This window comes from Pseudoalteromonas sp. Z9A4, from assembly GCF_011378845.1.
GTDB lineage: Bacteria > Pseudomonadota > Gammaproteobacteria > Enterobacterales > Alteromonadaceae > Pseudoalteromonas > Pseudoalteromonas arctica.
In genome coordinates, this window is the sequence record NZ_WTLA01000015.1 from 12,446 (window position 1) to 37,251 (window position 24,806).

Sequence of the window (24,806 nt, forward strand, 5' to 3'; positions counted from 1 at the left end):
GGGCTTTTTTTATATCTAAACGTTTATACCTAACAGCATTAAACCTATTACAAAGCCTATTCATCTCATCTATTTTTTATCATGTTTGTTACATGCTCTAATAGCGCTAATTATTAAAAAGGCCTACCAAAATGAAAAAATTAATTACCGCACTGCTGCTTACTAGCAGTATGGCTGCAAACGCTAACAGCGCCGAATTTACCCAAAAGCAATTACAACAAGTAGACGAAGTGCGCACCTCTGCACTAAATAGTGATTTAAGTTATAAATTACTAGAGTCATTAACAACTGAAGTAGGCCCTCGCTTACCCGGCACTAAAAACGATAAAAAAGCCGTGGCATGGGCTAAAGCTAAATTTAATGAGCTTGGTTTTGATAAAGTATGGCTTGAAGAAGCGACATTTCCTGAATGGCGCCGTTATAGCGAAAGCGGAAAAATACTAACACCAAGCGAGCAACCACTGCACTTAACTGCATTAGGTAACAGTATAAGCACGCCAAAAGATGGGATTACAGCGCCGGTTGTATTATTCGAAACACTTGATGAATTAAAAGCCGCACCGGCAAACAGTTTAAAAGGTAAAATTGCATATATTAATTACCGCATGAACCGCGACATAGACGGGAATGGTTACGGACCTGCTGTAAAAGCACGAGGTACAGGCGCTATAGAAGCGTCTAAAAAAGGCGCTGTTGCCTACATGATGCGCTCTGTTAGTACCGGTCATCATCGCTTTGCACACACCGGTGGTAGTTACTATAAAGAAGGTGTTACAAAAATACCTAACGTAACAATTGCTAACCCAGATGCAGATCAAATAGCACGCTTAGTCGCTTTAAATAAAGACGTATCGGTAAATATTAATGTGCAAACCGAAAGCCTTGGTGAAGGCACTGGTTATAACGTTATTGGCCAATTTAATGGTACCGAAAACCCTGAGCAATATGTATTAATTGGGGGGCATTTAGATTCTTGGGACTTAGGGACTGGCGCATTAGATGACGGCGCAGGCGTTGCACTAACAATGGCAGCCGCTAAACATATTAGCGATGTAAAACGTCCTAAGCGCAGTATTCGTGTGGTACTTTTTGCAGCTGAAGAGCTAGGTCTTTGGGGTGCAAAAGCTTATTTTGCAGAGCATAAAAACGAGCTAAGCAATATTGTTGCAGCCGCTGAGTCTGATTTTGGCGCCGATGTTGTATATGCTTTTGAATCGAACGTAAGCGCAGAGTCACTTCCTGTAGTTCGCGCTATAGCAAAAGAACTTGCGCCGTTAAATATTGAGCACATTGGTAAAAACCAAGCGAATGGTGGCCCCGATCTAATTCCACTTAAAGCAGCAACGTCAGCGCCTATTTTTGAACTTGCTCAAGATGGAACAGATTACTTTGATTACCACCATACAGCTGACGATACGCTTGATAAAGTGACACCTGCTAAGCTTCGTCAAAATACCGCTGCATATGCTGTATTTGCTCTAATGGCTGCCGATGCAAAAACCACTATCAAGCCTAAAGCTCAAAATAAGTAATAACAGACATACTTACTTACAGTTTGTAGCTTTAACTAACACGCTTCTTGTTTTACCTTTAGGTAATTAAACAAGGAGCGTGCTTTATGTTACTTTTCAACACGAGTGAATCATTTCCACATTTTGCACAAATAACACGCTGCCCTCACTGCCAAAGCGACGCCTACCATTTAGTAAATAAAAGCCGCTATTTACGATTTAGCATTTTACCTATGCTTGCCTTAAAATTAAGCTATAAACGCGAGTGCTATCAATGCGGAAAAAGCGAACCTGTTAAAATACCGCAACTACCGTTAATAGAAAAACTAAGCCTACCTAAATACTTTATTGGCGTATTTTTATTGCTTTGGATTGTTTCTTTTTTTTATCAACAACACCTTGATACCGAGACTCAAAAGCAAAGCTATTTGAATACACCTAAAATATATGACACCTACTTAGTACACGCCGACAAATTTACACACGAACCCTGGACCCTAACCAATTTAAGAATTGCTCAAGTTTTAAGTTTTGATAAGCAGTTTATTACCTTTCAGATAAGCAACTACAGCTATAAACGTAATAATAGTATTACCTTGGCAATGCGTACCAGCCAACTAATTCAAGACAATTACTTCTCCACTAAAACAATCACTCTCCCTCGTGATGAAGTAAAGCGTTTGTATAAAGACGAAGCTATTTATGACGTGCTGCGACCTTATGCCAACAGCCTTTATGGCGGGTTTGTGATGTTTCCTCCCAAACCTAAGCCACTATATAAAGGTTTAAAACTCGATAAAAACAATCAACAAGGCATTATTTATTTTAAAGATAAGTTGTTTTTTGAAGCATTTAATAGCTTTAAGCTAGCTGCTGAAGCGGGTTCTCAATGGGGGCAATTAAATTTAGCGCAAATGTATCGTGATGGTCAGGGAGTAGCTCAAAATTATCAACAGGCTATTTATTGGTATAAAAAGGCCATTGAGCAAAAAAATACTAAAGCACAATTTGAATTAGAATCGCTTTGTAAAATAGCTAACTGTGAATGAGTGAATTTAAATATAGCTGGCGCAACAAGTACGCCAGCTATAAACTATTTTTTAAATAACTTTGTATAACCTACATGTATAAGCACAACAACTAAGCCAGCAATCACGCCTAGCAAACCATCAAACAATAGAGGCGCTAATACTTCTCCTGTGCCGCCAGCAACAGATTGAGCATAGCTGGTTACATCGACTTGAGTATGATGCAGTAACTCAACACCATGTACTAAAATCCCGCCGCCTACTAAAAACATTGCAATGGTGCCCGCAAATGCTAAAAACTGCATCAACCTAGGCGCTGCTGCGAGTAAGCCTTTCCCAAGTAATTCTTTAAATTTATTAGCTGTTATCTTTGATTGGTTGAGTAAATAAAGCCCGGCATCATCCAGTTTTACAATACCGGCCACTAAGCCATAAACGCCAATCGTCATTATAATTGCGATAACACAAAGCACTAAAGCTTGATTAAGCAATGTAGCACCTGCCACAGTACCTAAAGTAATCACAATAATTTCGGCAGAAAGAATAAAGTCGGTTCTTATTGCTCCTTTTATTTTTTGTTTTTCATACTCAACTAAATCTAATTTCTCATCTTCATCTACCACTTCATTGTGATGAGGCAAAAACTTAGCAAATACTTTTTCAGCTCCCTCAAAACATAAAAACAAACCACCCATCATTAAAAGCGGTGTTATTAACCAAGGCAGCCATACGCTTATTAATAAAGCGGCGGGTACGAGTATCGCTTTATTTAAAAATGAGCCCTTTGCCACAGCCCAAACAACCGGTAATTCACGCTCTGCTGCAACACCTGTAACCTGCTGTGCATTGAGCGCTAAGTCATCGCCTAATACACCCGCTGTTTTTTTTGTTGCTACCTTACTCATTGTCGCAATGTCATCAAGTAAAGTGGTTATATCGTCTAATAACGTTAAAAGGTTAGTGCCTGCCATAAAGCTTCCGAGCTCAAAAAATATTGCTATAAACATAACGTAAAGCGCTACTTTCACCAACGGTTAATTTTGCTTTGTTATTCTTACATTAGATTAAAATTTTGCCCTGTGTTTTAACTTATTTTTAAAGAGGATGGGAGGAAAAATGAAAGTATATTTAGCATTAGTCGCTATTTTACTAAGCTTAACCGCATGTAGTGATTTACAAACCAGTACTGCTTACCAATGCGATGATGAGAGCGTAAAACTCAATATTATTAATAATTCTGAAGCCGAACTTATCTTTAACAATAAAGTGCATGTACTTAATCACGAAAAAAGTGCATCAGGGAATAAATATATAAGTGAAGAGGTACTGTTTTGGGGTAAGGGAAATGAGGCCATGCTAATCATTGCTGGTAAAAAAAGACAGTGCATCAAGGTTTAATACAAAACTAACCAATAAATTACAGCAATGCTACAATAATTAAAGACCCATTATTGTGATGAAGTTATGCGTTCAATTGCGATCAAACATAAAATAATTTTAGCTTTTACAGCCATTGGTTTATTGGTGCTAACAAGTAGTGTGTTTTTTTATTGGTCATTAAACAAAATTAGCGTTAACAATACCCGAACCGAAAAATTAGCAGTTCCGGTACAGCAGTTCAGTAAAGATTTAAGGCTATCATTACTGTCTATTACCAAATTTAATGCCTTAGCTTACAGCCAAGAAAACCTTGATTTACTTCAACAAAATAAAAAACAGGCGCAAGCTGAGCAACAACAATTTAGCGATATGCTCAATTCGTTAAGCACTCAACTAAATCAACAAATAACAATGCAAAATTTACTCGCCAGTACCAACGAAGGCTTTGAGCAACTGACTAAAGTAAGTGTCGCAATGTTTAGCGCTAAAGAGAGTAAGTTTGTAGCGCAAAATTCCACTATAGAATTATCAGCAACGTTTAACGAGCAACTTTACAATTTAAGTTCTAACTTACTTGATATAGAACTTTTAGAAGTGCCTGCAAAACAGCAGGCGCTACTTAATGCGATGTTTGGAACAGCGACCCGTATAGATGATTTATTGTTTAACTTAAGCAATAATATAAAAAGCATTACTCAAACTACAAGTATCAATGATTTAAATAGTCATCAGCAAGATACTCTATTTCTACTAGATAACATCCAACCTAATTTCACCTATTTAGAGCAACAAGCGCTACCCTTTAATAATGCGTTTAATGCTAAAAATTTAACGACTAAATTTAATCAATTAAGAGAGTTACTTAACAACGATACAGGAATTTATGCCCAACAAAATAAAGTACTCAAAAGTACTATTGCTGCGGCTCAAAATTTTGAACACTTTCAACAGCAATTTATAACAACAGAAGGTCAGCTTATTGAACTTAATAAATTGGCTGATGAGCGCTTTAATGCCTTACAAACTAATGCAAAGGCCGCCATAAATACAGGGATTCGTTCTGTAATAATTATTACGCTTGTTTTAATTATATTGATTATCGCTATCTCTATTTTTACAACTCGCGCAATGCTAAGACCGCTAAAAAAAGTAAACCGCGATTTAGCCCGAATCGCCTCAGGTGATTTATCAAAGCGAAGCCATCCGCGCAGTAAAGATGAATTTGGTACTTTGCTAAATAACATAAATAAACTCAGTGAAGACCTTACCCAGTTAATTGGCGCAATTAGTAGCGACGCCCATGAACTAGACCGCAACGCTATTAAAACCAGTGAAAAAGGTCAGCAAATGACGGTTGTTGCACAACAGCAGTTGGAGCGAAGCACGCAGGCAACATCGCTTGCACAAAATATGCTAACCAACTCACAAGCGGTTTATGAACAAGCAGATAAAACATCAAGTGAAATAACCAATGCATCGCAATTCGCCAATGACGTAAACAAGATTGCTAATAAAAATAGTCTAAGTATAGAAACTTTATTACAGCGCCTTGATAAAGCAGTAGGCAGCACTGAGGAACTAGCCCAACACACTCAGCTTATTGAAGCCATTGTTGAAACAATTAGCAGCATTGCCGAGCAGACCAACTTATTGGCACTCAATGCTGCAATTGAAGCAGCGCGAGCGGGTGAAAACGGACGCGGGTTTGCTGTAGTTGCTGATGAGGTTCGATCATTAGCTGCACGTACACAGACCTCGACTAGCGAAATAAACACCATGATCCAAACATTGCAACAGCACACTCAAACAACTCAAGAACACATTACCGATGGCCAACACCAAGCCAAGCAATGTGTTAAAAACAGCACTGAACTAAATAAAGCCGTAGAGCGTATTAAAAGCACATTGTTGTCTGTTAATCAGATGAGTGAGCAGATTGCTCATGCATCACATGAGCAATTGACTAACAGTAACGACATTCAACAAATAATGGCCAAGGTGACAGAGCAAGCAACCTTGAATGCCAAAAACGCGACAACCCTAGCAAGCGAAAGTGAAGACGTAAATCAACTTGCACACTCCTTAACAAGTGCCGTAGAGCGCTTTAAGTTTTAAGTGCAAGTAATGACTTGGCTTGCATGAAATGGGTATAATACTTCAACTCTTTTGCTTAATAGCGGCCCACAATGAAATATAAAGATCTACGTGATTTTATCGATTTGCTTGAAAAAAAAGGCGAACTTAAACGTATCACCCAAGAAATCGACCCGTATCTTGAAATGACCGAAATATCTGATCGCACATTGCGTGCAAAAGGCCCTGCGTTATTATTCGAAAATCCAAAAGGCTACGATATGCCGGTGCTTACCAACCTATTTGGTACACCAAAACGCGTAGCAATGGGCATGGGCCAAACAGATGTTAGCGAGCTTCGCGAAGTGGGTAAGCTACTCGCTTTTTTAAAAGAACCTGATCCACCAAAGGGTATTAAAGAAGCTCTAGGTGCTATACCTATTTTTAAGCAAGTGCTTAATATGCCTGCAAAAGAAGTTAAAAAAGCGCCTTGCCAACAAGTAGTTTTTGAAGGTGATGATGTAGACTTAACTAAATTACCTATTCAACATTGTTGGCCAGGTGATGCAGCGCCATTAATTACTTGGGGCCTTACAGTTACTAAAGGGCCTTATAAAAAGCGCCAAAATTTAGGCATTTATCGCCAGCAATTATTAGGTAAAAATAAAATAATTATGCGTTGGTTGTCGCATCGTGGTGGCGCGCTTGATTTTCAAGAATGGTGTAAAGAAAACCCAGGACAGCCTTACCCTGTCTCGGTAGCACTAGGTGCCGATCCAGCTACTATATTAGGTGCAGTAACGCCTGTACCCGACACATTAAGCGAATATGCATTTGCTGGTTTATTACGTGGTAGCAGAACCGAAGTTGTAAAATCTATTTCCAATGACTTGCAAGTCCCTGCCAGTGCAGAAATAGTACTTGAAGGTTACATTATGCCAGGTGAAATCGCACCTGAAGGCCCTTATGGCGATCATACTGGTTACTATAATGAAGTAGATGACTTTCCAGTTATGACGGTCACTCACTTAACGCATCGTAAAGATCCTATTTATCACAGCACATTTACTGGCCGACCGCCTGATGAGCCTGCGATTTTAGGTGTAGCACTTAATGAAGTGTTTGTGCCGATATTACAAAAGCAGTTTCCTGAAATCGTCGACTTTTATCTGCCGCCTGAAGGGTGCTCGTACCGTATGGCGATTGTAACAATGAAAAAACAATATCCTGGCCATGCCAAGCGCGTGATGATGGGGGTTTGGTCGTTCTTACGTCAGTTTATGTATACCAAGTTTGTAATTGTGTGCGATGACGATATTAATGCCCGTGATTGGGAAGATGTTATTTGGGCTATAACAACCCGAATGGATCCTGCTCGCGATACAACATTAATAGAAAACACACCTATTGATTATCTCGATTTTGCATCGCCAGTCTCTGGCCTGGGTTCAAAAATGGGAATGGATGCCACCAATAAATGGCCTGGCGAAACCACCCGCGAATGGGGCGAGCCTATTGTTATGGATAAAGACACCAAAGACCGCGTAGATGATATTTGGGAAAGCCTTAATATTCTTTAAGTGTTTATATGTAAGTACATAACAGGCTATAAAATAACCCTGCAGATATGCTAGAATCGAGTCATTCGATTGCGTATCTGCTGTTTAAAGCGCTGCTAAAAGGTAAAAAATGCAAACATTAAAAGCTGAAGTTGTAGCTATCAGCCCACTTACAGAATTTGTTCACAAAGTAATTTTAAAGCCACAACAACCTGTGACCTTTGAAGCTGGCCAATACATGCAACTCGTATTGGGCGAAAAAGACAAACGTGCTTTTTCTATAGCTAGTCGCCCTTCACAGTGCGATGCAATAGAACTGCATATTGGCGCGTCAGGTGCCGATTCGTATGCAATGCAATCGCTGGAACATTTACGAAACGCGCATACCACTGGGCAGTTAGTAGACATTGAAGCTGGCTTGGGTATTTCACAGTTGCGCCTGCAATGTGAGCGCCCTATTATTTTACTTGCCGGTGGCACTGGTTTTTCATACGCAAAATCAATGGCTGATCACTTAGCTGAAATTAAGTGCGACCGTCCTGTATTATTTTACTGGGGTGTAAAAGAAGAGTCAGCTTTATACGCACATACAGAAATGCAAACATGGGCCGATAGCCACAAAAACTTTGAGTTTATCCCTGTGGTAGAAAATCCATCTGCTAATTGGCAAGGTCACACTGGCTATGTACATAAAGCGGTAATGCAAGATATTGTATCACTTGAACCATACGATATTTATATGGCCGGTCGTTTTGACATGATAGGTATTGTCCGTGATGACTTTATTACTCATGGTGCAATTCGTGAAAACATGTACGCAGATGCATTCGCATTTATCAAATAATTGAAATTAACTTTCAGTTATGAATAAAGGCACCTAATCGGTGCTTTTATTTTATATAACAACAAATACTTAATAGTTAAAACCTATCAATCTCATCAACATAAACAATTTCCTAAATCCCTATCTATAAACCATACTTTGTATAGAACATCAGCGGGAGAGACCCAAATGCTAAATACAAAAGTAAAAGATTTTATGCAACGCAAGTTGCCAAATATCACACCAGATACAGAAATGACAACAGCCATAGCAGAACTACAAAAATTTAAACTACTTGGCGCACCAGTATTTGATAAAGATAAATGCCTAGTCGGATTTATATCTGAGCAAGAACTATTAAAACCACTTACGCAAAGCAGTTATTTTTGTGATGGGATGGTTAAAGTATCGCAACTTATGCAAACAAAGGTAGTGACCGTTAGCGGCGATACCAATATTATTGAGCTTGCAGAGCAAATGCAGCCCGGTAAACCAAAAAACTACCCTGTTGTAGAGGGTGTTAAAGTAATCGGCATGATCAGCCGAGCAGATGTACTTAAAGCACTTTACGATAATTACATGAGCTGCCAAACACACTAAATTGCAGATAACAAAATGCCGCTTATAAAGCGGCATTTTTAATGTGTATTAAATAGAGTTAACGTGCGCTAACGATTGCTGAAAGTTCTTTTTTATCGCCATCGCTTAAAAATGCTATTTCTAATGCATTTTTTTGGGCTTTTTCCATATCAGCTTGAGATAAGCCCGCTTTAGGTGCTGCAACGGTATATTCGTACTCAATTTCAATGCCTTCAACCGCAGGGTCATCAGTATTAATACACGCTAAAATACCGTGATCTAAAAACTGTTTAAGTGGGTGCTTAGCTAAATCGTTTACTGTACTGGTTTGAATATTACTTGTTAAGCACGACTCAATACCAATACGGTTATCGCGTAAGTAATCCATTAGTTTTGGATCTTCAATAGCTTTAACGCCATGCCCTATTCGGCTTGCACCTAACTCATTAATTGCTTGCCAAATACTTGGAGCACCGAGTGCCTCTCCAGCATGAATAGTCGAAGCTAAATAAGCATTTCGTACTTGTTTAAAGTGCTCTACAAACAACTCACCAGGAAAGCCAATTTCGTCACCGGCTAAATCAACAGCGACTAAATCATTTTTAAATGCGAGTAAAGCATCAAGCTCTTTTTGACATGTTTTTACGCCATAAGTACGCGATAAAATACCAATCAAGTTAGCTTTTATATTTGCATCCTTTGTTGCTGATTTAATACCATCAACAACCGCCTCTACAACCCCTTCTGGGTGTAAACCTTGGCTTTGTGCCATGTAGTAAGGGCTAAATCGAAGCTCTACATAATCAAGGCCTTGTGCTTGTGCATCTTCAATGTTTTCAATCGCTATGCGTCTACACGCATCGTAGTCGCCAAGTACAGTGACACCCCAATCTAACTTTTGTAAAAAAGCCATAAGGTTTGGCTCAGGGTCAATAACTTGAACATGAGGAATTAATGCCTCAACGTTATCTGCAGGTAACTCTATATTAAACTGACGACCAAGTTCTAATATGGTTTGCGCACGTACATTACCATCTAAATGACGGTGAATATCTAGCAAAGGTAATTTTCTATTGATCATAATAGCAACCCAGTTTAGTTAAATTTGCGCGCATGATACGCAGATATAGTTATTTTTCAAGTCTATATGGTTTGCGTTAAGTTTAAGCGGTCATATGTCTGCTTTTTGTGCAAAAAATAACGTTACTTATTTATTTGATAAATAATGCCAAAGAGTTTTAAAAAGCGTATTTGCATCAATAGGTTTGGTAATATAACTATTCATTCCAGAGGCTAATGCCTTTTTAACGTCATCGTCATGGGCATTCGCCGACAAGCCAATTATTGGTAAATCAATTAACCCTAAGTCATTTCTAATTACTTTTGTTGCTTGGAGTCCATCCATTTTTGGCATCTGAATATCCATCAAAACAATATCGTAGCTATTTTCGGTTAGCTTTTCTATGGCTTCAAAACCATCATTAGCAATGTCGGCAATACACCCTTTTGTTTTTAAAATTGCACTGGCAACATGCTGGTTAAGTGGGTTATCTTCGACTAAAAGTAACTTATAGTTTACGAATGATAAGGTACTTACATCTATTTCGTCGTATTGCTGTTGAATTTGCTCTGCCTTTGGTAAAGGCGATATAAGCGGCAAACTAAATGTAAATGTAGAACCTTTACCTTCATAACTGACTAAATCAATTGCACCACCCATTAACTCAACCAGCTTTCTGCAAATACTTAACCCTAAGCCCGTGCCACCATATTGACGTGAGGTTGAGCTATCAGCTTGGGCAAATGGTTTAAACAATTGTTTTTGTGCTTCGCTACTAATACCAATACCCGTATCGTTAATACTAAAGTAAGTCATTTTTTTCGACTGCCAAATTTTCAGAGTGATCTCACCTTCCCCTGTAAATTTAACCGCATTATTGAGCAGATTCAGCAGCACTTGTTTTAAGCGGATTGGATCGGTATCAATGACCAAATTTGATGTTTTATCAAAATCGAGACTTAACTTTATTGATTTAATGTCAGCTTCAAACTGAAGTAAATTAAGCATTTCATCCGCTAAACTCGCTACATTAATAGGCTCTTGCATTAAGTCTAGCTTGCCTGCTTCCATTTTTGAAAAGTCGAGTACATCGTTTAATACCCGCAGTAAAACACCTAATGCACCATCTGCTTGCTCTATGTAGCTCCTAGCTTGTTGCCAATCGTTTTGCTGTAGCGCTAAATAATGCAGCCCCTTTATGCCGTTAATAGGGGTACGCACTTCGTGGCTCATATTCGCTAAAAACTGTCCCTTAATATGACTCGCTTCATCTGCTTTTTGTTTTTCTTTACGTAAAGTACGTGTTTGCTTAGCCACTTGTTCGCGAATTTGTATATTTGTACCAGTAACCGAAATCAAAAATGTAATCAGTAACCACACAAATAACATACCCACTATTTGTGCAAGCCAATAAACTAGCCAAGACGTTCTAACTATTGGTTCGTATAACTCGACCTGCCACATGCGCTTGCCAATTAATAATTGATACTCTTTAAAAAGCGTTTGCGAATTATTTATGTCAGCCATATAAATTGGCTGCTTTTTCCCTGGTATCGTTGTATCAAAAAAACTGGCTGAAATTGAGTTGTTGTGATCAAATAATAGTGTTTGCGATAAGCGTTTAGGGCTGACAATCGCTGCTACAAAACCTTGAAAATCATCTTCGGTAGACAACTCGCCAAAAACTGGATATAAAAAGAGTACACCCTGTTCGGCTGTATTTTGGACTAAATTAATTGGCTCACTTAGCGCAAGTTCATTAAGCTCTTTCGCTTTGCTAAGCGCTGCACCTCTTACTTTACTAGAAGCTAAATCAAACCCTAAAACACCTTCATTATCTTTTAAGGGATATACATATTTTACAGGAAAGTAATTACTACGAGTACCTGCAGGTTGCCAACCTCCATCAAGTGATTTTTCTTTTATGTATAAAGGTTTTCCTGTGGCTGTATTTTCATGTATTTCAAAATCTGCGAGCTTATTTGCTGGTACATAAGGTATCCATTCAAATGCTAAAATTTCTTGGCTATAGTCCAACTGCTTTGAAGTAAATTGTTTAAACTCTTTAAAATTAACGTCATCACTACTAGCAAAATATGCCGCTAGTAATCCTAAGTGAGCAGTAATACCGTCGAGCTTTTGGCTTATAGCATTTTGCACAGTAAGTATTTTGGCTTCTTGCTTTTGAATGTCTTTTTCTTTTTTAACACTGGCAGCGCCATAAAAACTAACGCTGATCAGTATATAAATTAATAGTGAAGGTAAAATTACCAACATACGGTGGCGTACTTGCGTGTAATTAAAGGCTGCGAGCATGAGTGGAGTAAATATAAGTACACCGATACTGTCACCAATCCACCATGCTATAAAGCTATCAAAAATAGCATGCATAGGGATCACATTATTCAATGCTAATAAGCTAGTTCCTACACCTGCTGCAATAACGCAGCATATTGGTCCTGCAACTATTAAGCTCTGTATACTGTGTTTTAAAGAAGATAGGTCCAGTGGCGCTTTTATAACATTTACTATAATTTGACGGCCAACCCAAGCCTGTAAAACAGAGGCTAAAGTAACGCAAATGGCCTGTAAAAAAACATTAAAGTGAAGAATATCGACTGCGTTATCAAGGTGAATTAAGTTAGTACAAAAAGCACCAATAATAAGGCCAATAAATGACTTACGTCCCCAAATTAAAAAGCTCGCTAAAGCAATTCCTGAGGGCGGCCAAGAGGCGACCGCATAGCCATCAACAGCAAGAAGTGAGTTACTAAAATACCCAGTAAAAAAATAAGCACAAGCCAAACTAAGGGTTAATATTAAAAACTTTCTCAAAGCTTGTGCTCCTGAACTACAAAAATGCTAAGTAGCTATAGTGTAGTCATTTATTGATATAAAACGAGTGCCTTTTCTGCCTGTGCACTATTTTTATAACTCAAAACAGCTTGTTCAGAAAACTGTTTTTTATTTTCCATATTCAGTGCTTTATCAAAAATTCTAGCTGCTAAGTCATAATCACCTTGCGCGTTAGCCAGGCAAGCCAATGCAAGTAATAATGAATTATTTGAATCATCTTTTTTAAGACGATCTTGAATGCTTACTTGCAGTTTAGCTGCATCAGCAGACGTCGCTTTACTTAATATATTAGCCAGTTGCGCATGCTGTTCGTTGTGTTTAACCATTTTAATTAGGTCACCCTCAATAACAGCCAGTTGACCTGCTTGCGCCATTTGCATTAAATAGGCAGTGTGTGCATGAGCTTGCAGCTTTTTAGGAAGCTGTTTATATTTTTCACTCAGATTGTCTGCATCTAACGCATTAAAGTAGGCACTAAATAACTGCGTCCACTGTGCATCAGTAAGTGCTTTTTTGCGTAATAAACGCGGCAAAAAATCTTCCAGCGCACTAAAGTGTTGTTGCTGTACTAATACTTCTGCATAAAGTTTTAACTCAAGTGCGGTGGCTTTTTTAGCTTCTGCGCTAATACGCATTTGTGACTCAATCGCACTACTGTCGCCACTTGCCAACCATAGCTTTGCTACTTTTAATTGATGCTCTGGGCTTATTTCAAATAAACGCTCAAGTGCTTTATCTGCTTGATTATTAGCAAGCGCTGCTTTTGCAAGTAATGCTAAGCGTATATCTTCAAACTTATCTGGTACGCTATTACCCGATAGAGCCTGCTCTACATGCTCATAGTCATCGTTAATAGCACTCCACAACGCCTGTTCAATCGCTGCTTGTTTACGCTCTTGGCTACGTGCAAAAAAGCCATGTTTAGTATTATGATAAATCGATAATAAGTAGCGAATTAGCTTATATGTTAAATATAAAACAACAGCGGTAATGACTGCCATTATACAAAACGATACTATCGTGCCTTCTATCGTCGTATTGTTAAATGAAATAAGTACATAACCTTTTTCATCTAGCACAAATGGAGTAACCGCTAGTACAACAACAATAGCTACAATTAAAATAATTAGCCCTATCATTGCGCCCACTCCTTAACCTTTTGTGTACTATTTAAGGTTATTTTTGGATTAAAATTAAGCTGCTCTTTTTCGAGTTTAGACAACGCTTTAAGTACCGTTTTGGTTGCATCATCGTCTTGCTTAAAGTACTCACCAACTAAACGTTTTGCTTCACTTAAGGCGCTAAAGAAAATACTCGCCTGCTTACTCATAAGTGCATCTTGTGCCTGAGTTATATTAAGCTTGATTCGTTGATTAATTAAATGGCGCTCTTGATCTGTAAGTAATGGCTCAATGGAAACACCTTCGTGCTGGCGAATAGTAATAAAGCTATCCACAATTTTATTCCAGCTATTACTCAGGTTTTGCTGCCAATCACTCACGTCATCACTTAAAGCATTTTCATCTATTGCAGCCGCTTCTTCTGGCAAGTTAACCGCATTAAAAACTAAATTATCAACGCTATTAAGTGCACTGTTTAGCTGTAAATAAATAGCCTCTGTTGCTATAGGTTTAAGGCTATCAAGTGTTTGTATGTCTTGCATAATAGCTTGGCGAACTTCAACTGTTCCTGGGTGTTCGCTAAGTAATGCATCTAAGCGCTTTAAAACAGCACTAGTGCCTTGGTAATCTTTTTCAGCCCATAGTTTAAATTCAGCCATACGCTGTAAGCTGGTTACTTCTTGTGGGTTTAAAGACGAGCCTTGTTGCTGCGCTTTTTGCAGGGCTGCTTTTAGTTCTTGCTGATTTTGAGCTGCACTTTCACTTAGGGTTGCGGCTACTTTTTTCTCACTATTAAACAGCGCTTGCTGCAAATTAGATTGCGCCGATTTAAGTGCTTGCAGCTCTTGAACGAGTAACTTATTTTGCTCGCTTAACTCATTAACGGCTAGGTTTTGCGCCTTACCAGCATTTAATTTTTGATAAAACTCGTATCCAACACCAGAGGCCACAATTAACGAAATAAGAAGCGCAAGTGCTGCAACCTTACTTACCTTTTGTTTGTTTTTTTCTGTCGTATTTTTTGTAGCTGCTGGCTCTTGCTTAGCTGATTTAGCTGAGGCCGGGTTAGCTATTGTTGATGTGGCTTTTTCTGCCGTAACTGGCTTTGACTGTTCGCTCATGTTGCTACCTTGCTGATTTATGCAGGTAAACATAGCATTATCGCTAGCCCCTGCTGCAATGTGTATATTAGCCGAACTTACCTGTTGCAACTTTAAATAAGCGGCTATCCGCTCGCTTGCAACATAAAATCGGCACTGTTGTAACCATTGTAGTTGGTGTGCAGTAAGGCTTTTAAATATAGCATCAACTGCTGCATTACTTGTTATGACTATACCGTGTACATTCTGGCTTTTCCAGTGGTCTGTCCAGTTAGGGGTGATACTCTCTGTGGGTTCACGTTTGTACACAACACAATTATTTAAAAAAGCTCCACGCTCTTTTAGCGTTTTAGCTAACTCAGGGCGGCCACCTTGCCCCTTAACTAACACTATATTACTGCCATCAACCTCGGCGAGTGATTTGAGCGCAAGTAACCCTTCTGAATCATACTGCTTTGGTACTGCTGCGCGCACACCAAATTGCTCATATATAATGTCGGCTGTTTGTTGTCCAACCGCATAAAACTGCGCTTTGGTATTTATATCGGGTTTTAATTGCGAAAGTGCACTGACTGCATCTTGCGATATAAATATTATTTTATCTGCATTTAACAGCGGACTAAGTTCAGTGCTGGAGGGTGTTAAATGCGTTATTTTTAATACCGGAAATAAAGACGCCTGATAACCCGCTTGCTCAAGTTGCTGTGCAAGGGCTGCGCCTTTTCCTTCGGGCCGAGTTATCAGAATATGTGTCATTTATGCGTCTCTATAAACTTCAGCTAATATTTTGTCTGCGCCTTGAGCTAGTAATTTTTTAGCAAGCTCAATGCCTAGTTTTTCTGCATCATTTACATGACCAGTTACTTCGTCGCGTAAAATTTCGCTGCCATCAACAGCACCCACTAAACCACGCAAATGTACCTGCTCGCCATCAACTAATGCATAAGCACCAATAGGCACTTGGCAACCACCTTCTAAATGGCGATTCATCGCACGCTCTGCATTTACGCGAATACGTGTTTGAGTATGCTCAAGTGGTGCAAGTAATGCTTTTGTTACTTCATCATCAATACGGCACTCAATACCTACAGCGCCTTGACCATTTGCCGGTAATGACACTTCTGGCTCAATGTAGTCAGCAATACGCGACTCCATTTCTAAGCGAATAAGCCCTGCTGCAGCTAAAATAATAGCATCGTATTGGCCATCATCTAATTTACCTAAACGCGTATTTACATTACCGCGCAAATCACGAATATCTAAATCAGGGCGAAGTGCTTTAATTTGGCACTGGCGGCGTAAGCTCGAAGTACCCACAATGGCGCCCTGTGGTAGCTCGTTTAAATTTGCAAAATTGTTTGATACAAACGCATCACGCGGATCTTCACGCTCACAAATAGTATACAGCTCTAATCCTTCTGGGAACTCTACTGGCACGTCCTTCATAGAATGCACGGCAATATCAGCTCGGCCATCTAACATAGCTTGCTCTAGCTCTTTAACAAATAAGCCTTTACCGCCAATTTTAGCCAATGGCGTATCTAAAATTATATCCCCTTGCGTCGACATTGGGACTAATTCTACGCGCACATCTGCATGAAAACGCTCAAGCTCTGCTTTTACAAATTCGGCCTGCCAAAGTGCTAAGGCGCTTTTGCGCGTTGCGATGCGTACTAATTTTGTTTTTTCTGTCATAGGGGTATCCAATTAATTACTGCGTTTAGCTAGTTTTAGTCAGCTAAAATTCTAAATTCTTTTTGGGCAATTAAATTACCTTGCTCATCAACTACATCAACACGCCAATGGCCTGTCTGTGTGTCCATGATATTTTTTGTTGAGTACGTTCTGTAGCGAGGCGAAGTAACATTAAGTGTAATTTCAGCCATAGTCTCACCCTCAAACGACCAAACATGCTTAACTTGCTGGCCTTGAAGGTTTTTAATCTCACTAAAAAACGATACACCTTCATCAAACTGACTTAATCGAATATCAGCAGCAAACACATTAGTGGGCTCACGCTTACTTACTTTACGAGTAAGTACCGCACGGCTAATTTTACCCGTGTCTATTTGCGCGCCCAAAGCCACACTTGCCACTTGTGCTGTCGGCGAAAAACCTTCAGTGCCACTCAATGCGCCATCATCACTTTCTAACTCTAAAAGTAAGTCGCTTTGACTGGCTGGCTTAGCTACGTTTTGAGCTTCTGCGGTTTCTTCTTGCACATCATTATCAAGGTTTGAGTTTAACTCTGTATTAATACTTTCGCTTTGTTCAGTAACACTATCGTTGTTAGCCAATAAAACAGGGGGATTATTTACAAGCTCAGGCTCATTATGGGTATTGTTTACTGATGATTCAGGCTCAACATACGTTACTTCAACGTTTGTCTGGTTTTGAGCGTTATTGCTAAAGCTTAAAAATTGCTCCTGCTCATTTGGATGCTCACCTTGCTCTGCACTGGCTGACGTTGTTAAGCCATACACAACTGCTGCAGAGGTCATTAATACCAACATAGCAATACTCACAATACGACGCCAATTCCACTCGTAGCTTACCGTTGGTACACTCTCTTGTAGTTCGCGTTTAACATTTGCTTTAATAACTATTTTTTGACTCATATTAACCTCAGCGGTTCCAAAATTAGCTTAAACGAGCAATTAACCATTGGCGAATAGCTTGCAATTCTTCTGCGCAAACTTGGTGAGCCATTGGGTATTCTTGCCAGCTTACATCCATGTTATGTGCTGTTAATACTTCAAACGCACTTCTTCCCGCACTATGCGGTACAACGTTATCTTGGCTACCATGAGCCATAAATACGTTTAAATCAGTATGCTTTGCTTCATCAGCAAATTTTTGCGGCACACACATATAAGTAGAAAGCGCCATAACACCCCCAAGCTTTTGCTCAAAGCGCGGCGCTAAATGCAGAGACACAACACCACCTTGAGAAAAGCCAGCTAAAATAATTTTATTAGCAGGTATACCATTAGCAATTTCTTTATTAATTAACTCTTCTACCTTTGCAGCCGAATCCCTTACGCCTTGTTCATCGGCACGCTTATCTAATTCTATAGATTTAATATCGTACCAAGAGCGCATTTCCATGCCACCATTTATGGTGACCGGTTGTACTGGCGCATGCGGAAAAACAAACCGTATACCAAGCTCACTTGGTAAATTAAGCTGCGGAGCTACTGGCGCAAAACCATCCCCAGAGTCACCTAAACCATGTAACCAAATAACCGTTGCTTTGTGCTCACTTTGGGCTGCATATTCTACAAATTCTAAACTCATAGTGATGATTGCCACTTAACTTCTTGGCCTGCTTGGCGAGTTGAGGCTTCATTTATAAACGCCCAAAATTCAGCGCCAGAACGGTTATCAATCCATAACCCATCACGCATTTCAAAATGATGTCCGTTAAACTTAGTCGCAACCCATACTTGATGAAGAGGTGCTTGCTTGTTAATCACTATTTTACTTTTATCAGGAAAAATAATTTCTAAAATACCTTGTGCCGATTCGTAATCTAAATCAGCTTCGCAATCATCAACCTGCTCTTCAATAGTGAACATAAGAGCTTCGGCTAATTGGTGATATTCGTGTTCAGTCATTGTTATTTCCTTTGCAGGCGAGCCGCCTAATATTGGGTACGTTTTAGCTTTGAATTAGCTTTAAAAATGTGCAGCTAGGGCCTGTTAACCTTTCAGGATTGAAATTTGTTCTATCTAGGGGCGATTTAATCGCGGCGCGAGATTTGTAACCTAGTGGACTAAGTTAAAACCGAGCAACAAAGAGTAAATCGTTCCTAGGACGAACCCAACGGGCAGCGCAAATTCAACCTCGAGAGATAAACAAGTCCTAGTGTAACAGGAATAAAATCATCCGCGAATAGCTGCATTTTTTAGATATTCTGTTACTCTGCGATTATAAAGCCAGCAACCGTATTAATCTAATGAAAGCGACACATACCTTACAATTAAAAAAACTATTAATAAGCACTGTACTGTTAAGCGCCTTAGCTGGCTGCGGACAAAGCGGTCCGTTATATTTACCAGAGCAACAAACAGAGCACAACCAACCTCAAAATACAGCTAAACCAGCCACTACCGCTGAGCAAGTCAAAACATCGCAAAGTCAGGAGCAATAAATGGATTATTTTAACTACAAAAACAACCAATTATTTGCCGAAGACGTAAGTGTGGCAAGCATAGCGCAGCAATACGGCACGCCGTGTTATGTGTACTCGCGTGCTACATTTGAACGCCATTATTTAGCGTTTGCTAACGCCACTAAAAATCATAAAAGCTTGGTATGTTACGCCGTTAAAGCAAACTCAAATATAGCCGTGCTTAATATATTAGCGCGCTTAGGAGCGGGTTTCGATATTGTATCCAAAGGCGAACTTGCGCGTGTAATTAAAGCGGGAGGCGATGCTTCTAAAGTTGTTTTTTCGGGCGTGGCGAAAACGTCTGACGAAATAGCTTACGCATTAAAACTGGGCATTAAATGTTTTAACGTTGAATCAGCCTCTGAGCTTGAGCGTATTTCTGAAGTGGCTTGCGAGCTTAACCTAGAAGCGCCTATTTCTATTCGCGTAAACCCCGACATAGATGCAAAAACACATCCGTATATTTCTACTGGTTTAAAAGAAAATAAATTTGGTATTGATATACAAACTGCTGTAAGTGTTTATCAACAAGCAGCTGCTTTACCTGGTTTAAAAATTATTGGTGTTGATTGCCATATTGGCTCTCAATTAACTGAAGTAAGACCATTTTTAGAAGCCCTTGATAAACTCATGGCGCTTATTGATGAGCTAAAAACCAACGGTATTGAGCTAACTCACTTAGATATTGGTGGCGGTTTAGGCGTGCCATATAACAATGAGCAACCACCGCACCCAAGTGAATATGCAGCGCAAGTTACCGAGCGCTTAGCTAACTATAAACACCTTGAACTAATTTTTGAACCAGGGCGCGCTATTGCAGCTAACGCAGGTATTTTAGTTACTCAAGTTGAATTTATTAAACAAAACCAAGACAAATTTTTTGCCATTGTAGATGCAGGTATGAACGACATGCTTCGCCCTGCGCTTTATCAAGCGTGGCAGAAAATCATTCCGGTATCAGTTCGCGACGACGAAACACCTACTCACAACTTTGATATTGTGGGTCCGGTGTGCGAAACCGGCGACTTTTTAGGAAAAGATCGTGAACTAGCGCTTAAACAAGGCGACTTACTCGCACAGCGAAGTGCTGGTGCATATGGCTTTACCATGAGTTCAAACTACAACTCGCGCCCGCGTGTTGCAGAAATAATGGTAGATGGTCAGCAGCATCATCTTATTCGTGAACGCGAAACTATTGAAAGCCTTTATCAAGGTGAGAAAGTTTTACCATAAACGTTTTTGTCTACTAGCTGCTCTGTGGCATGATTAGCACAGAGCAAAACCGAATTAGAGCGCTATGTTAGTTAATTTTTCCAAAATGCACGGCTTAGGCAACGACTTTGTTGTGATTGATAACATTACACAAAATGTTTTTTTGTCGCGAGATCAAATCAAAAAACTGGCAGATCGCCATTTTGGCATTGGCTTTGACCAATTGCTGATGGTTGAAGCGCCGTACTCTCCTGATCTCGACTTTCATTATCGAATATTTAATGCCGATGGTACCGAAGTAGAACAATGCGGTAACGGCGCACGCTGTTTTGCCCGCTTTGTACGTATGAAGGGCCTTACTAACAAGCATAAAATCACTGTGTCGACCAAGTCGGGCAACTTAACGCTCTACATAGAAAAAGACGGTCAAGTAACGGTTAACATGGGTCATCCAAATTTTGAGCCAAGTAAAATCCCTTTAAAAGCGAGCAAGCGTGAGCTTACTTATATTATTAGAACGCAAGAACACACTGTATTTAGTGGCGCGGTATCTATGGGTAACCCGCATTGCGTGCTAGAAGTTGACGACGTAACCACCGCGCAAGTTGATATATTGGGTCCATTACTTGAAAACCACGAACGTTTTCCGCAAAAAGCGAACATTGGCTTTATGCAAGTTGTATCGCATGAACACATTAAATTAAGAGTGTGGGAGCGCGGCGTTAACGAAACCCTAGCCTGTGGCACAGGTGCGTGTGCAGCAATGGTGATTGGTCATATGCAAAATAAGTTATCAACAACTGTTCAAGTAGATTTACCAGGCGGTAGCTTACAAGTACGTTGGAGTGGCGAAGGTCACCCAGTACGCATGACTGGCCCCGCAGAACATGTGTTCGACGGGCAAGTAGCGCTATGAGCGAGCTAAGTAAAGAACAGGTTATTGATTACTTACATCAACATCCTGATTTTTTGGTTCAACACCCGGAGCTACTCGCACAACTTGAGCTGCAACAGCAAGCTCAAGGTGCAACGTCGCTGGTACATATTCAGCAACGCCAATTACGCGAGCACAACACGCTTTTAAAAAGCCAAATAGACGCTATGAGCAAGCATGCATCGCAAAACGAGCTTGTATATCGTTTGTTTAGCCAGTGTCATCGCCAGCTTTGGAATCATGACGATTTTAACGCTCTTGCAAATAATCTACGCAATATAATTTGCTCAAGTGAAGATGTTAACGACTGCAAATTAGTGAAATATAATCCCGATTACGACGAACTTATTTCACATCGCCTTACTCATTCTGGGCATTATTTAGGGCGTATTAATCAGCAAGAGCGCGAATTATTATTTAGTGAAGATACACAATCTGTCGCGATTTATTTAATTGGCGACACTAAACACCCTATCGCTATTTTGGCGTTTGGTAGCAGTAACGTAAACCATTTTGAGCCCGCTCAAGATAACCTCTTTGTACTCGACTTTATAAACGCATTACACCTGCGGTTGCAAAAACTAGCATGAGTGACGATGCGCCTAATACTACCCAGTTAAGCGACAATTGGCGTACACCCATAACGCTATTTAGCGATTATTTAAAGTTTGAAAAACAATATTCAGCGCACACCGTAAACCAATATGTAAGCCAGCTTGGCTTTGCAGCCCTTTATTTTAGCAAACTATGTGATGACTGGTTTGGCGTACAAGGCGAACATATTCGCCGCTACAGCATGGCACTGCGATCAAAACAATTAAGTGGCCGTACAATTAGCTTAAAGCTCAGTTGTATTCGTAGTTTGTATAAGTTTTTAAAAGCAAAAAATATTGCCGAGCAATCGCATTACCATAATCCGGCGGTGGGTATAAAAGGTCCTAAGTTTGCAAAGCCCCTACCTAAAAATCTCGATGTGGATCAAATGGCACGCTTGCTCGAAATACCCGACGACGAACCTCTCGCAATTAGAGATAAAGCAATGATGGAGCTTATGTATTCATCAGGGCTGCGTATAAGCGAGTTAGTTGGCGCTAACATGCAAGATATTAGTGCTGCCAATGGCGAAATTTTAGTGCGTGGTAAAGGCAATAAAGAGCGATTAATTCCGGTGGGCAAAAAAGCGTTAGATGCATTAAAAAAATGGCTCACAATACGCCCTCAGTTTGCAAAGCCCGATGAAATAGCAGTATTTTTAAGTAGCCAAAAAAAACGTATTTCTATTCGCCAAGTGCGCCTACGCATGCAAGAGTGGGGAATAAAACAAGGCATTAGCTCGCAGGTTCATCCGCATAAGTTGCGCCACTCGTTTGCGTCACATATTTTAGAATCGTCTGGTGATTTACGCGCCGTGCAAGAATTACTAGGGCACAGCAGTTTGTCGGCTACACAAGTATATACACATTTAGATTTTCAACATTTAGCCAAGGTGTACGACAACACCCACCCTCGCGCAAAAAAACGAACTGATTAGGAAAATAAATATGATCCGATTTAATCGTGCTATTAAGCCATTTTCTGTCATGAGCTTTGATTTAGATGACACGTTATACAGTAACCACCCTATTATAAAAGCAGCCGTTAAAGCCCAACAAAATTATTTAAACGCACTACCTGGCTATCAAGAGCAAGGTCCAAAGTACTGGCAACTATGCCGAGAACTTGCCGTAATACAAAACCCAGATCTCGCGGATGATGTAACTAAATGGCGCAAACACACCCTACGTTTAGCGCTTTCTAAACTTGGGTTTACCGCAGATGAAGTAGAGCGCCATGCAAATGCCGCCTATAACGCCTTTGCCGATGCGCGCAGCAACATAGTCGTAAGCGATGACGTACTAAACTTACTAGATAACCTAGCCAAACACTTTACGCTTGTTGCGATTACTAACGGTAACGTTGAAATTGAACGCTTTAACTTACACGATAAATTTGAACTCGTACTGCAAGCAGGTATGCACGGTAAAGCAAAACCTCACAGCACCTTATTTGATAAAGCAGCCACACATTTAAACGTTGCTAAAAGTGAAATTTTACACATTGGCGATAGCCTAGATACCGACGTACAAGGCGCAAATAATGCCGGTTGCCAATCGGTATGGTTAAACGATCAAGGCGCCAATTATGCTTATAAAGGGCTGGCTGATATTGAAATAGTCAACATCCATGCTTTAACGCACTTTATTAAATAACCTACTCGTTTAAAAATAAGAGGTCACAATGAGCCACTATACCAAGCTAATCACCTTGCTATTAATTGGCTCGCTTAGCCTTAACGCTTATTTATTATGGCCGCAGCCTGCGTTAACTACACCACAAAAAACGCAAAGTGCCCAGCAAAGCATATCGCCTAAACAACAAGATACGTTACTAAATACGGCAAAGCAGCAATTTAAACAACACCAATTTGAAGCCACACTTAGTAGCTATCAACAACTCAAAAACAGCAATCCAGAAAGTGCAAAAAAACTTTATTCATCGTGGCTAGTGCAGCTTAAAATATGGCTAAATAGCAATTTATTACTTAGCGAGTCATTTCTCAATGCGCTATTAAATAACAGCCCTTATAACGTAGAATTACTTAATTTACAGGTTGAGTATTTAATAAATAGCGAGCAAACACAAAACGCCATTATTGCTTTATTTGAGCTGAATTCATTACTACCTGCTGATCAGCAAAACAACGTAAATACACGTTTAAATACGCTCACTAAAAACGAATTACACACATTAACTGAGCAACAAAATTGGCAAGCTATTATTGAGCAAACACAAATTTGGCTTGATTATAAAAGCGATAACGCGCAGTTTTTATATCCGCTTGCGTACGCCTACTTTCAGCAAGGCGATTTAATTAGCGCACAAGCAACCCTTGATCGAATGGCAAACCAGCACAATCTAAAAAGCCAAGTGCAAACACTGCAAGCTATGATCAATAAAGCGCAATCGCAAGACGACTTTGTTGCTTTAACGCCTTACGGCGCGCATTACTTAATAAACACCGAAATAAATAACAATCTATCGACCGAATTAATGATTGATACAGGCGCAAGCGTAACCTCACTACCTACAAGTATAATTGAGCAAATTTCGCCACAGCCTTTGTATTTAGGCGATGTAACGGTAAATACAGCGAATGGTCAAATTGTTGTAAAACGTTATCAAATTGAATCGTTTAAAGTGGGCTCGCAAATTATTTATGGTTTTGAAGTGTTGAGCATTGAAAACACACGCGGACAAGGTTTGCTAGGGATGAACTTTTTATCGCGATTTAAATTCAATATAAATCAGCAAACAGATGAGCTAGAGTTGAGCGCTAAATAATTAAAAATCCAAAGG

At 39.8% G+C, this 24,806-nt stretch carries 23 protein-coding genes; 14 read left to right on the top strand and 9 right to left on the bottom strand.

Translation table 11 applies throughout. The features are described 5' to 3' along the window. Positions 1 to 131 precede the first annotated feature (131 nt). Entirely contained in the window at positions 132 to 1,532 is a 1,401-nt protein-coding gene (locus GQR54_RS11945) for a M20/M25/M40 family metallo-hydrolase (protein WP_101217683.1), read from the top strand. Positions 1,533 to 1,618: 86 nt separating this feature from the next. Further along, a complete protein-coding gene (locus GQR54_RS11950; RefSeq protein ID WP_166377842.1) occupies positions 1,619 to 2,560 on the top strand; it encodes a tetratricopeptide repeat protein in 942 nt (313 codons plus the stop codon). Positions 2,561 to 2,604: 44 nt separating this feature from the next. Here the strand turns inward: GQR54_RS11950 and GQR54_RS11955 are convergent, their stop codons facing one another. Next, the gene (locus GQR54_RS11955; protein ID WP_166377844.1) at positions 2,605 to 3,510 is read right to left on the bottom strand and encodes a DUF808 domain-containing protein; all 906 of its coding nucleotides are present in this window, start codon (positions 3,508 to 3,510) and stop codon (positions 2,605 to 2,607) included. Positions 3,511 to 3,655: 145 nt separating this feature from the next. Between GQR54_RS11955 and GQR54_RS11960 the strand changes: the two genes are divergently transcribed. The 5 genes from GQR54_RS11960 (at position 3,656) to GQR54_RS11980 (ending at position 8,974) form a co-directional block, all read left to right on the top strand. Next, positions 3,656 to 3,937 (top strand): MliC family protein, encoded by a 282-nt coding sequence (locus GQR54_RS11960; protein WP_166377846.1) that lies wholly within the window; start codon positions 3,656 to 3,658, stop codon positions 3,935 to 3,937. A 66-nt stretch (positions 3,938 to 4,003) separates the two neighbouring features. Further along, positions 4,004 to 6,034: a methyl-accepting chemotaxis protein gene (locus tag GQR54_RS11965; RefSeq protein WP_166377848.1), complete on the top strand. Its 2,031-nt coding sequence runs from the start codon at positions 4,004 to 4,006 to the stop codon at positions 6,032 to 6,034. A 71-nt stretch (positions 6,035 to 6,105) separates the two neighbouring features. Next, positions 6,106 to 7,572, top strand: coding sequence for a 4-hydroxy-3-polyprenylbenzoate decarboxylase (gene ubiD, locus GQR54_RS11970; protein ID WP_166377850.1), 1,467 nt, complete (start codon positions 6,106 to 6,108; stop codon positions 7,570 to 7,572). 109 nt (positions 7,573 to 7,681) lie between these two features. After that, the gene (gene fre / locus GQR54_RS11975; protein ID WP_024589658.1) at positions 7,682 to 8,395 is read left to right on the top strand and encodes an NAD(P)H-flavin reductase; all 714 of its coding nucleotides are present in this window, start codon (positions 7,682 to 7,684) and stop codon (positions 8,393 to 8,395) included. Positions 8,396 to 8,563: 168 nt separating this feature from the next. Further along, entirely contained in the window at positions 8,564 to 8,974 is a 411-nt protein-coding gene (locus tag GQR54_RS11980; RefSeq protein WP_007580571.1) for a CBS domain-containing protein, read from the top strand. A 58-nt stretch (positions 8,975 to 9,032) separates the two neighbouring features. On the opposite strand, the gene add is transcribed toward GQR54_RS11980, so the two are convergent. From add to cyaY, 8 genes are all read right to left on the bottom strand, one after another. Beyond that, a complete protein-coding gene (add, locus tag GQR54_RS11985) occupies positions 9,033 to 10,034 on the bottom strand; it encodes an adenosine deaminase (RefSeq protein ID WP_024592609.1) in 1,002 nt (333 codons plus the stop codon). A 126-nt stretch (positions 10,035 to 10,160) separates the two neighbouring features. Then, on the bottom strand, positions 10,161 to 12,848 hold the full coding sequence (locus GQR54_RS11990) for a CHASE domain-containing protein (protein WP_166377852.1): 2,688 nt from the start codon (positions 12,846 to 12,848) through the stop codon (positions 10,161 to 10,163). Between the two features lie 50 nt (positions 12,849 to 12,898). Continuing rightward, a complete protein-coding gene (locus GQR54_RS11995; protein WP_166377854.1) occupies positions 12,899 to 14,008 on the bottom strand; it encodes a heme biosynthesis HemY N-terminal domain-containing protein in 1,110 nt (369 codons plus the stop codon). Continuing rightward, positions 14,005 to 15,846 (bottom strand): uroporphyrinogen-III C-methyltransferase, encoded by a 1,842-nt coding sequence (locus GQR54_RS12000; protein ID WP_010554569.1) that lies wholly within the window; start codon positions 15,844 to 15,846, stop codon positions 14,005 to 14,007. The genes GQR54_RS11995 and GQR54_RS12000 overlap by 4 nt, the downstream gene beginning before the upstream one ends. Continuing rightward, a complete protein-coding gene (gene hemC, locus GQR54_RS12005) occupies positions 15,847 to 16,785 on the bottom strand; it encodes a hydroxymethylbilane synthase (RefSeq protein WP_166377856.1) in 939 nt (312 codons plus the stop codon). Between the two features lie 35 nt (positions 16,786 to 16,820). After that, positions 16,821 to 17,708 carry a DUF2914 domain-containing protein gene (locus tag GQR54_RS12010; RefSeq protein ID WP_166377858.1) on the bottom strand — a complete coding sequence of 296 codons (888 nt, stop codon included), beginning with the start codon at positions 17,706 to 17,708 and terminating at the stop codon, positions 16,821 to 16,823. A 22-nt stretch (positions 17,709 to 17,730) separates the two neighbouring features. Beyond that, entirely contained in the window at positions 17,731 to 18,387 is a 657-nt protein-coding gene (locus GQR54_RS12015) for a dienelactone hydrolase family protein (protein WP_007580555.1), read from the bottom strand. Next, complete coding sequence (gene cyaY / locus GQR54_RS12020; protein ID WP_002960979.1) at positions 18,384 to 18,707, bottom strand: iron donor protein CyaY; 324 nt, start codon at positions 18,705 to 18,707, stop codon at positions 18,384 to 18,386. The genes GQR54_RS12015 and cyaY overlap by 4 nt, the downstream gene beginning before the upstream one ends. 341 nt (positions 18,708 to 19,048) lie before the next feature. Between cyaY and GQR54_RS12025 the strand changes: the two genes are divergently transcribed. The 7 genes from GQR54_RS12025 (at position 19,049) to GQR54_RS12055 (ending at position 24,791) form a co-directional block, all read left to right on the top strand. Then, positions 19,049 to 19,243 carry a lipoprotein gene (locus tag GQR54_RS12025; protein ID WP_166377860.1) on the top strand — a complete coding sequence of 65 codons (195 nt, stop codon included), beginning with the start codon at positions 19,049 to 19,051 and terminating at the stop codon, positions 19,241 to 19,243. Beyond that, positions 19,244 to 20,497 (top strand): diaminopimelate decarboxylase, encoded by a 1,254-nt coding sequence (gene lysA / locus GQR54_RS12030; RefSeq protein ID WP_166377862.1) that lies wholly within the window; start codon positions 19,244 to 19,246, stop codon positions 20,495 to 20,497. Positions 20,498 to 20,561: 64 nt separating this feature from the next. Continuing rightward, on the top strand, positions 20,562 to 21,392 hold the full coding sequence (gene dapF / locus GQR54_RS12035; protein WP_166377864.1) for a diaminopimelate epimerase: 831 nt from the start codon (positions 20,562 to 20,564) through the stop codon (positions 21,390 to 21,392). Continuing rightward, positions 21,389 to 22,000 (top strand): DUF484 family protein, encoded by a 612-nt coding sequence (locus GQR54_RS12040; RefSeq protein ID WP_166377866.1) that lies wholly within the window; start codon positions 21,389 to 21,391, stop codon positions 21,998 to 22,000. Before dapF ends, GQR54_RS12040 begins: the two co-directional genes overlap by 4 nt. Beyond that, positions 21,997 to 22,941 (top strand): tyrosine recombinase XerC, encoded by a 945-nt coding sequence (locus tag GQR54_RS12045; protein WP_166377868.1) that lies wholly within the window; start codon positions 21,997 to 21,999, stop codon positions 22,939 to 22,941. Before GQR54_RS12040 ends, GQR54_RS12045 begins: the two co-directional genes overlap by 4 nt. A gap of 10 nt (positions 22,942 to 22,951) precedes the next feature. Then, positions 22,952 to 23,659 carry an HAD-IA family hydrolase gene (locus GQR54_RS12050; RefSeq protein WP_166377870.1) on the top strand — a complete coding sequence of 236 codons (708 nt, stop codon included), beginning with the start codon at positions 22,952 to 22,954 and terminating at the stop codon, positions 23,657 to 23,659. 28 nt (positions 23,660 to 23,687) lie between these two features. After that, positions 23,688 to 24,791 (top strand): retroviral-like aspartic protease family protein, encoded by a 1,104-nt coding sequence (locus GQR54_RS12055; RefSeq protein ID WP_166377872.1) that lies wholly within the window; start codon positions 23,688 to 23,690, stop codon positions 24,789 to 24,791. Positions 24,792 to 24,806 lie beyond the last annotated feature (15 nt).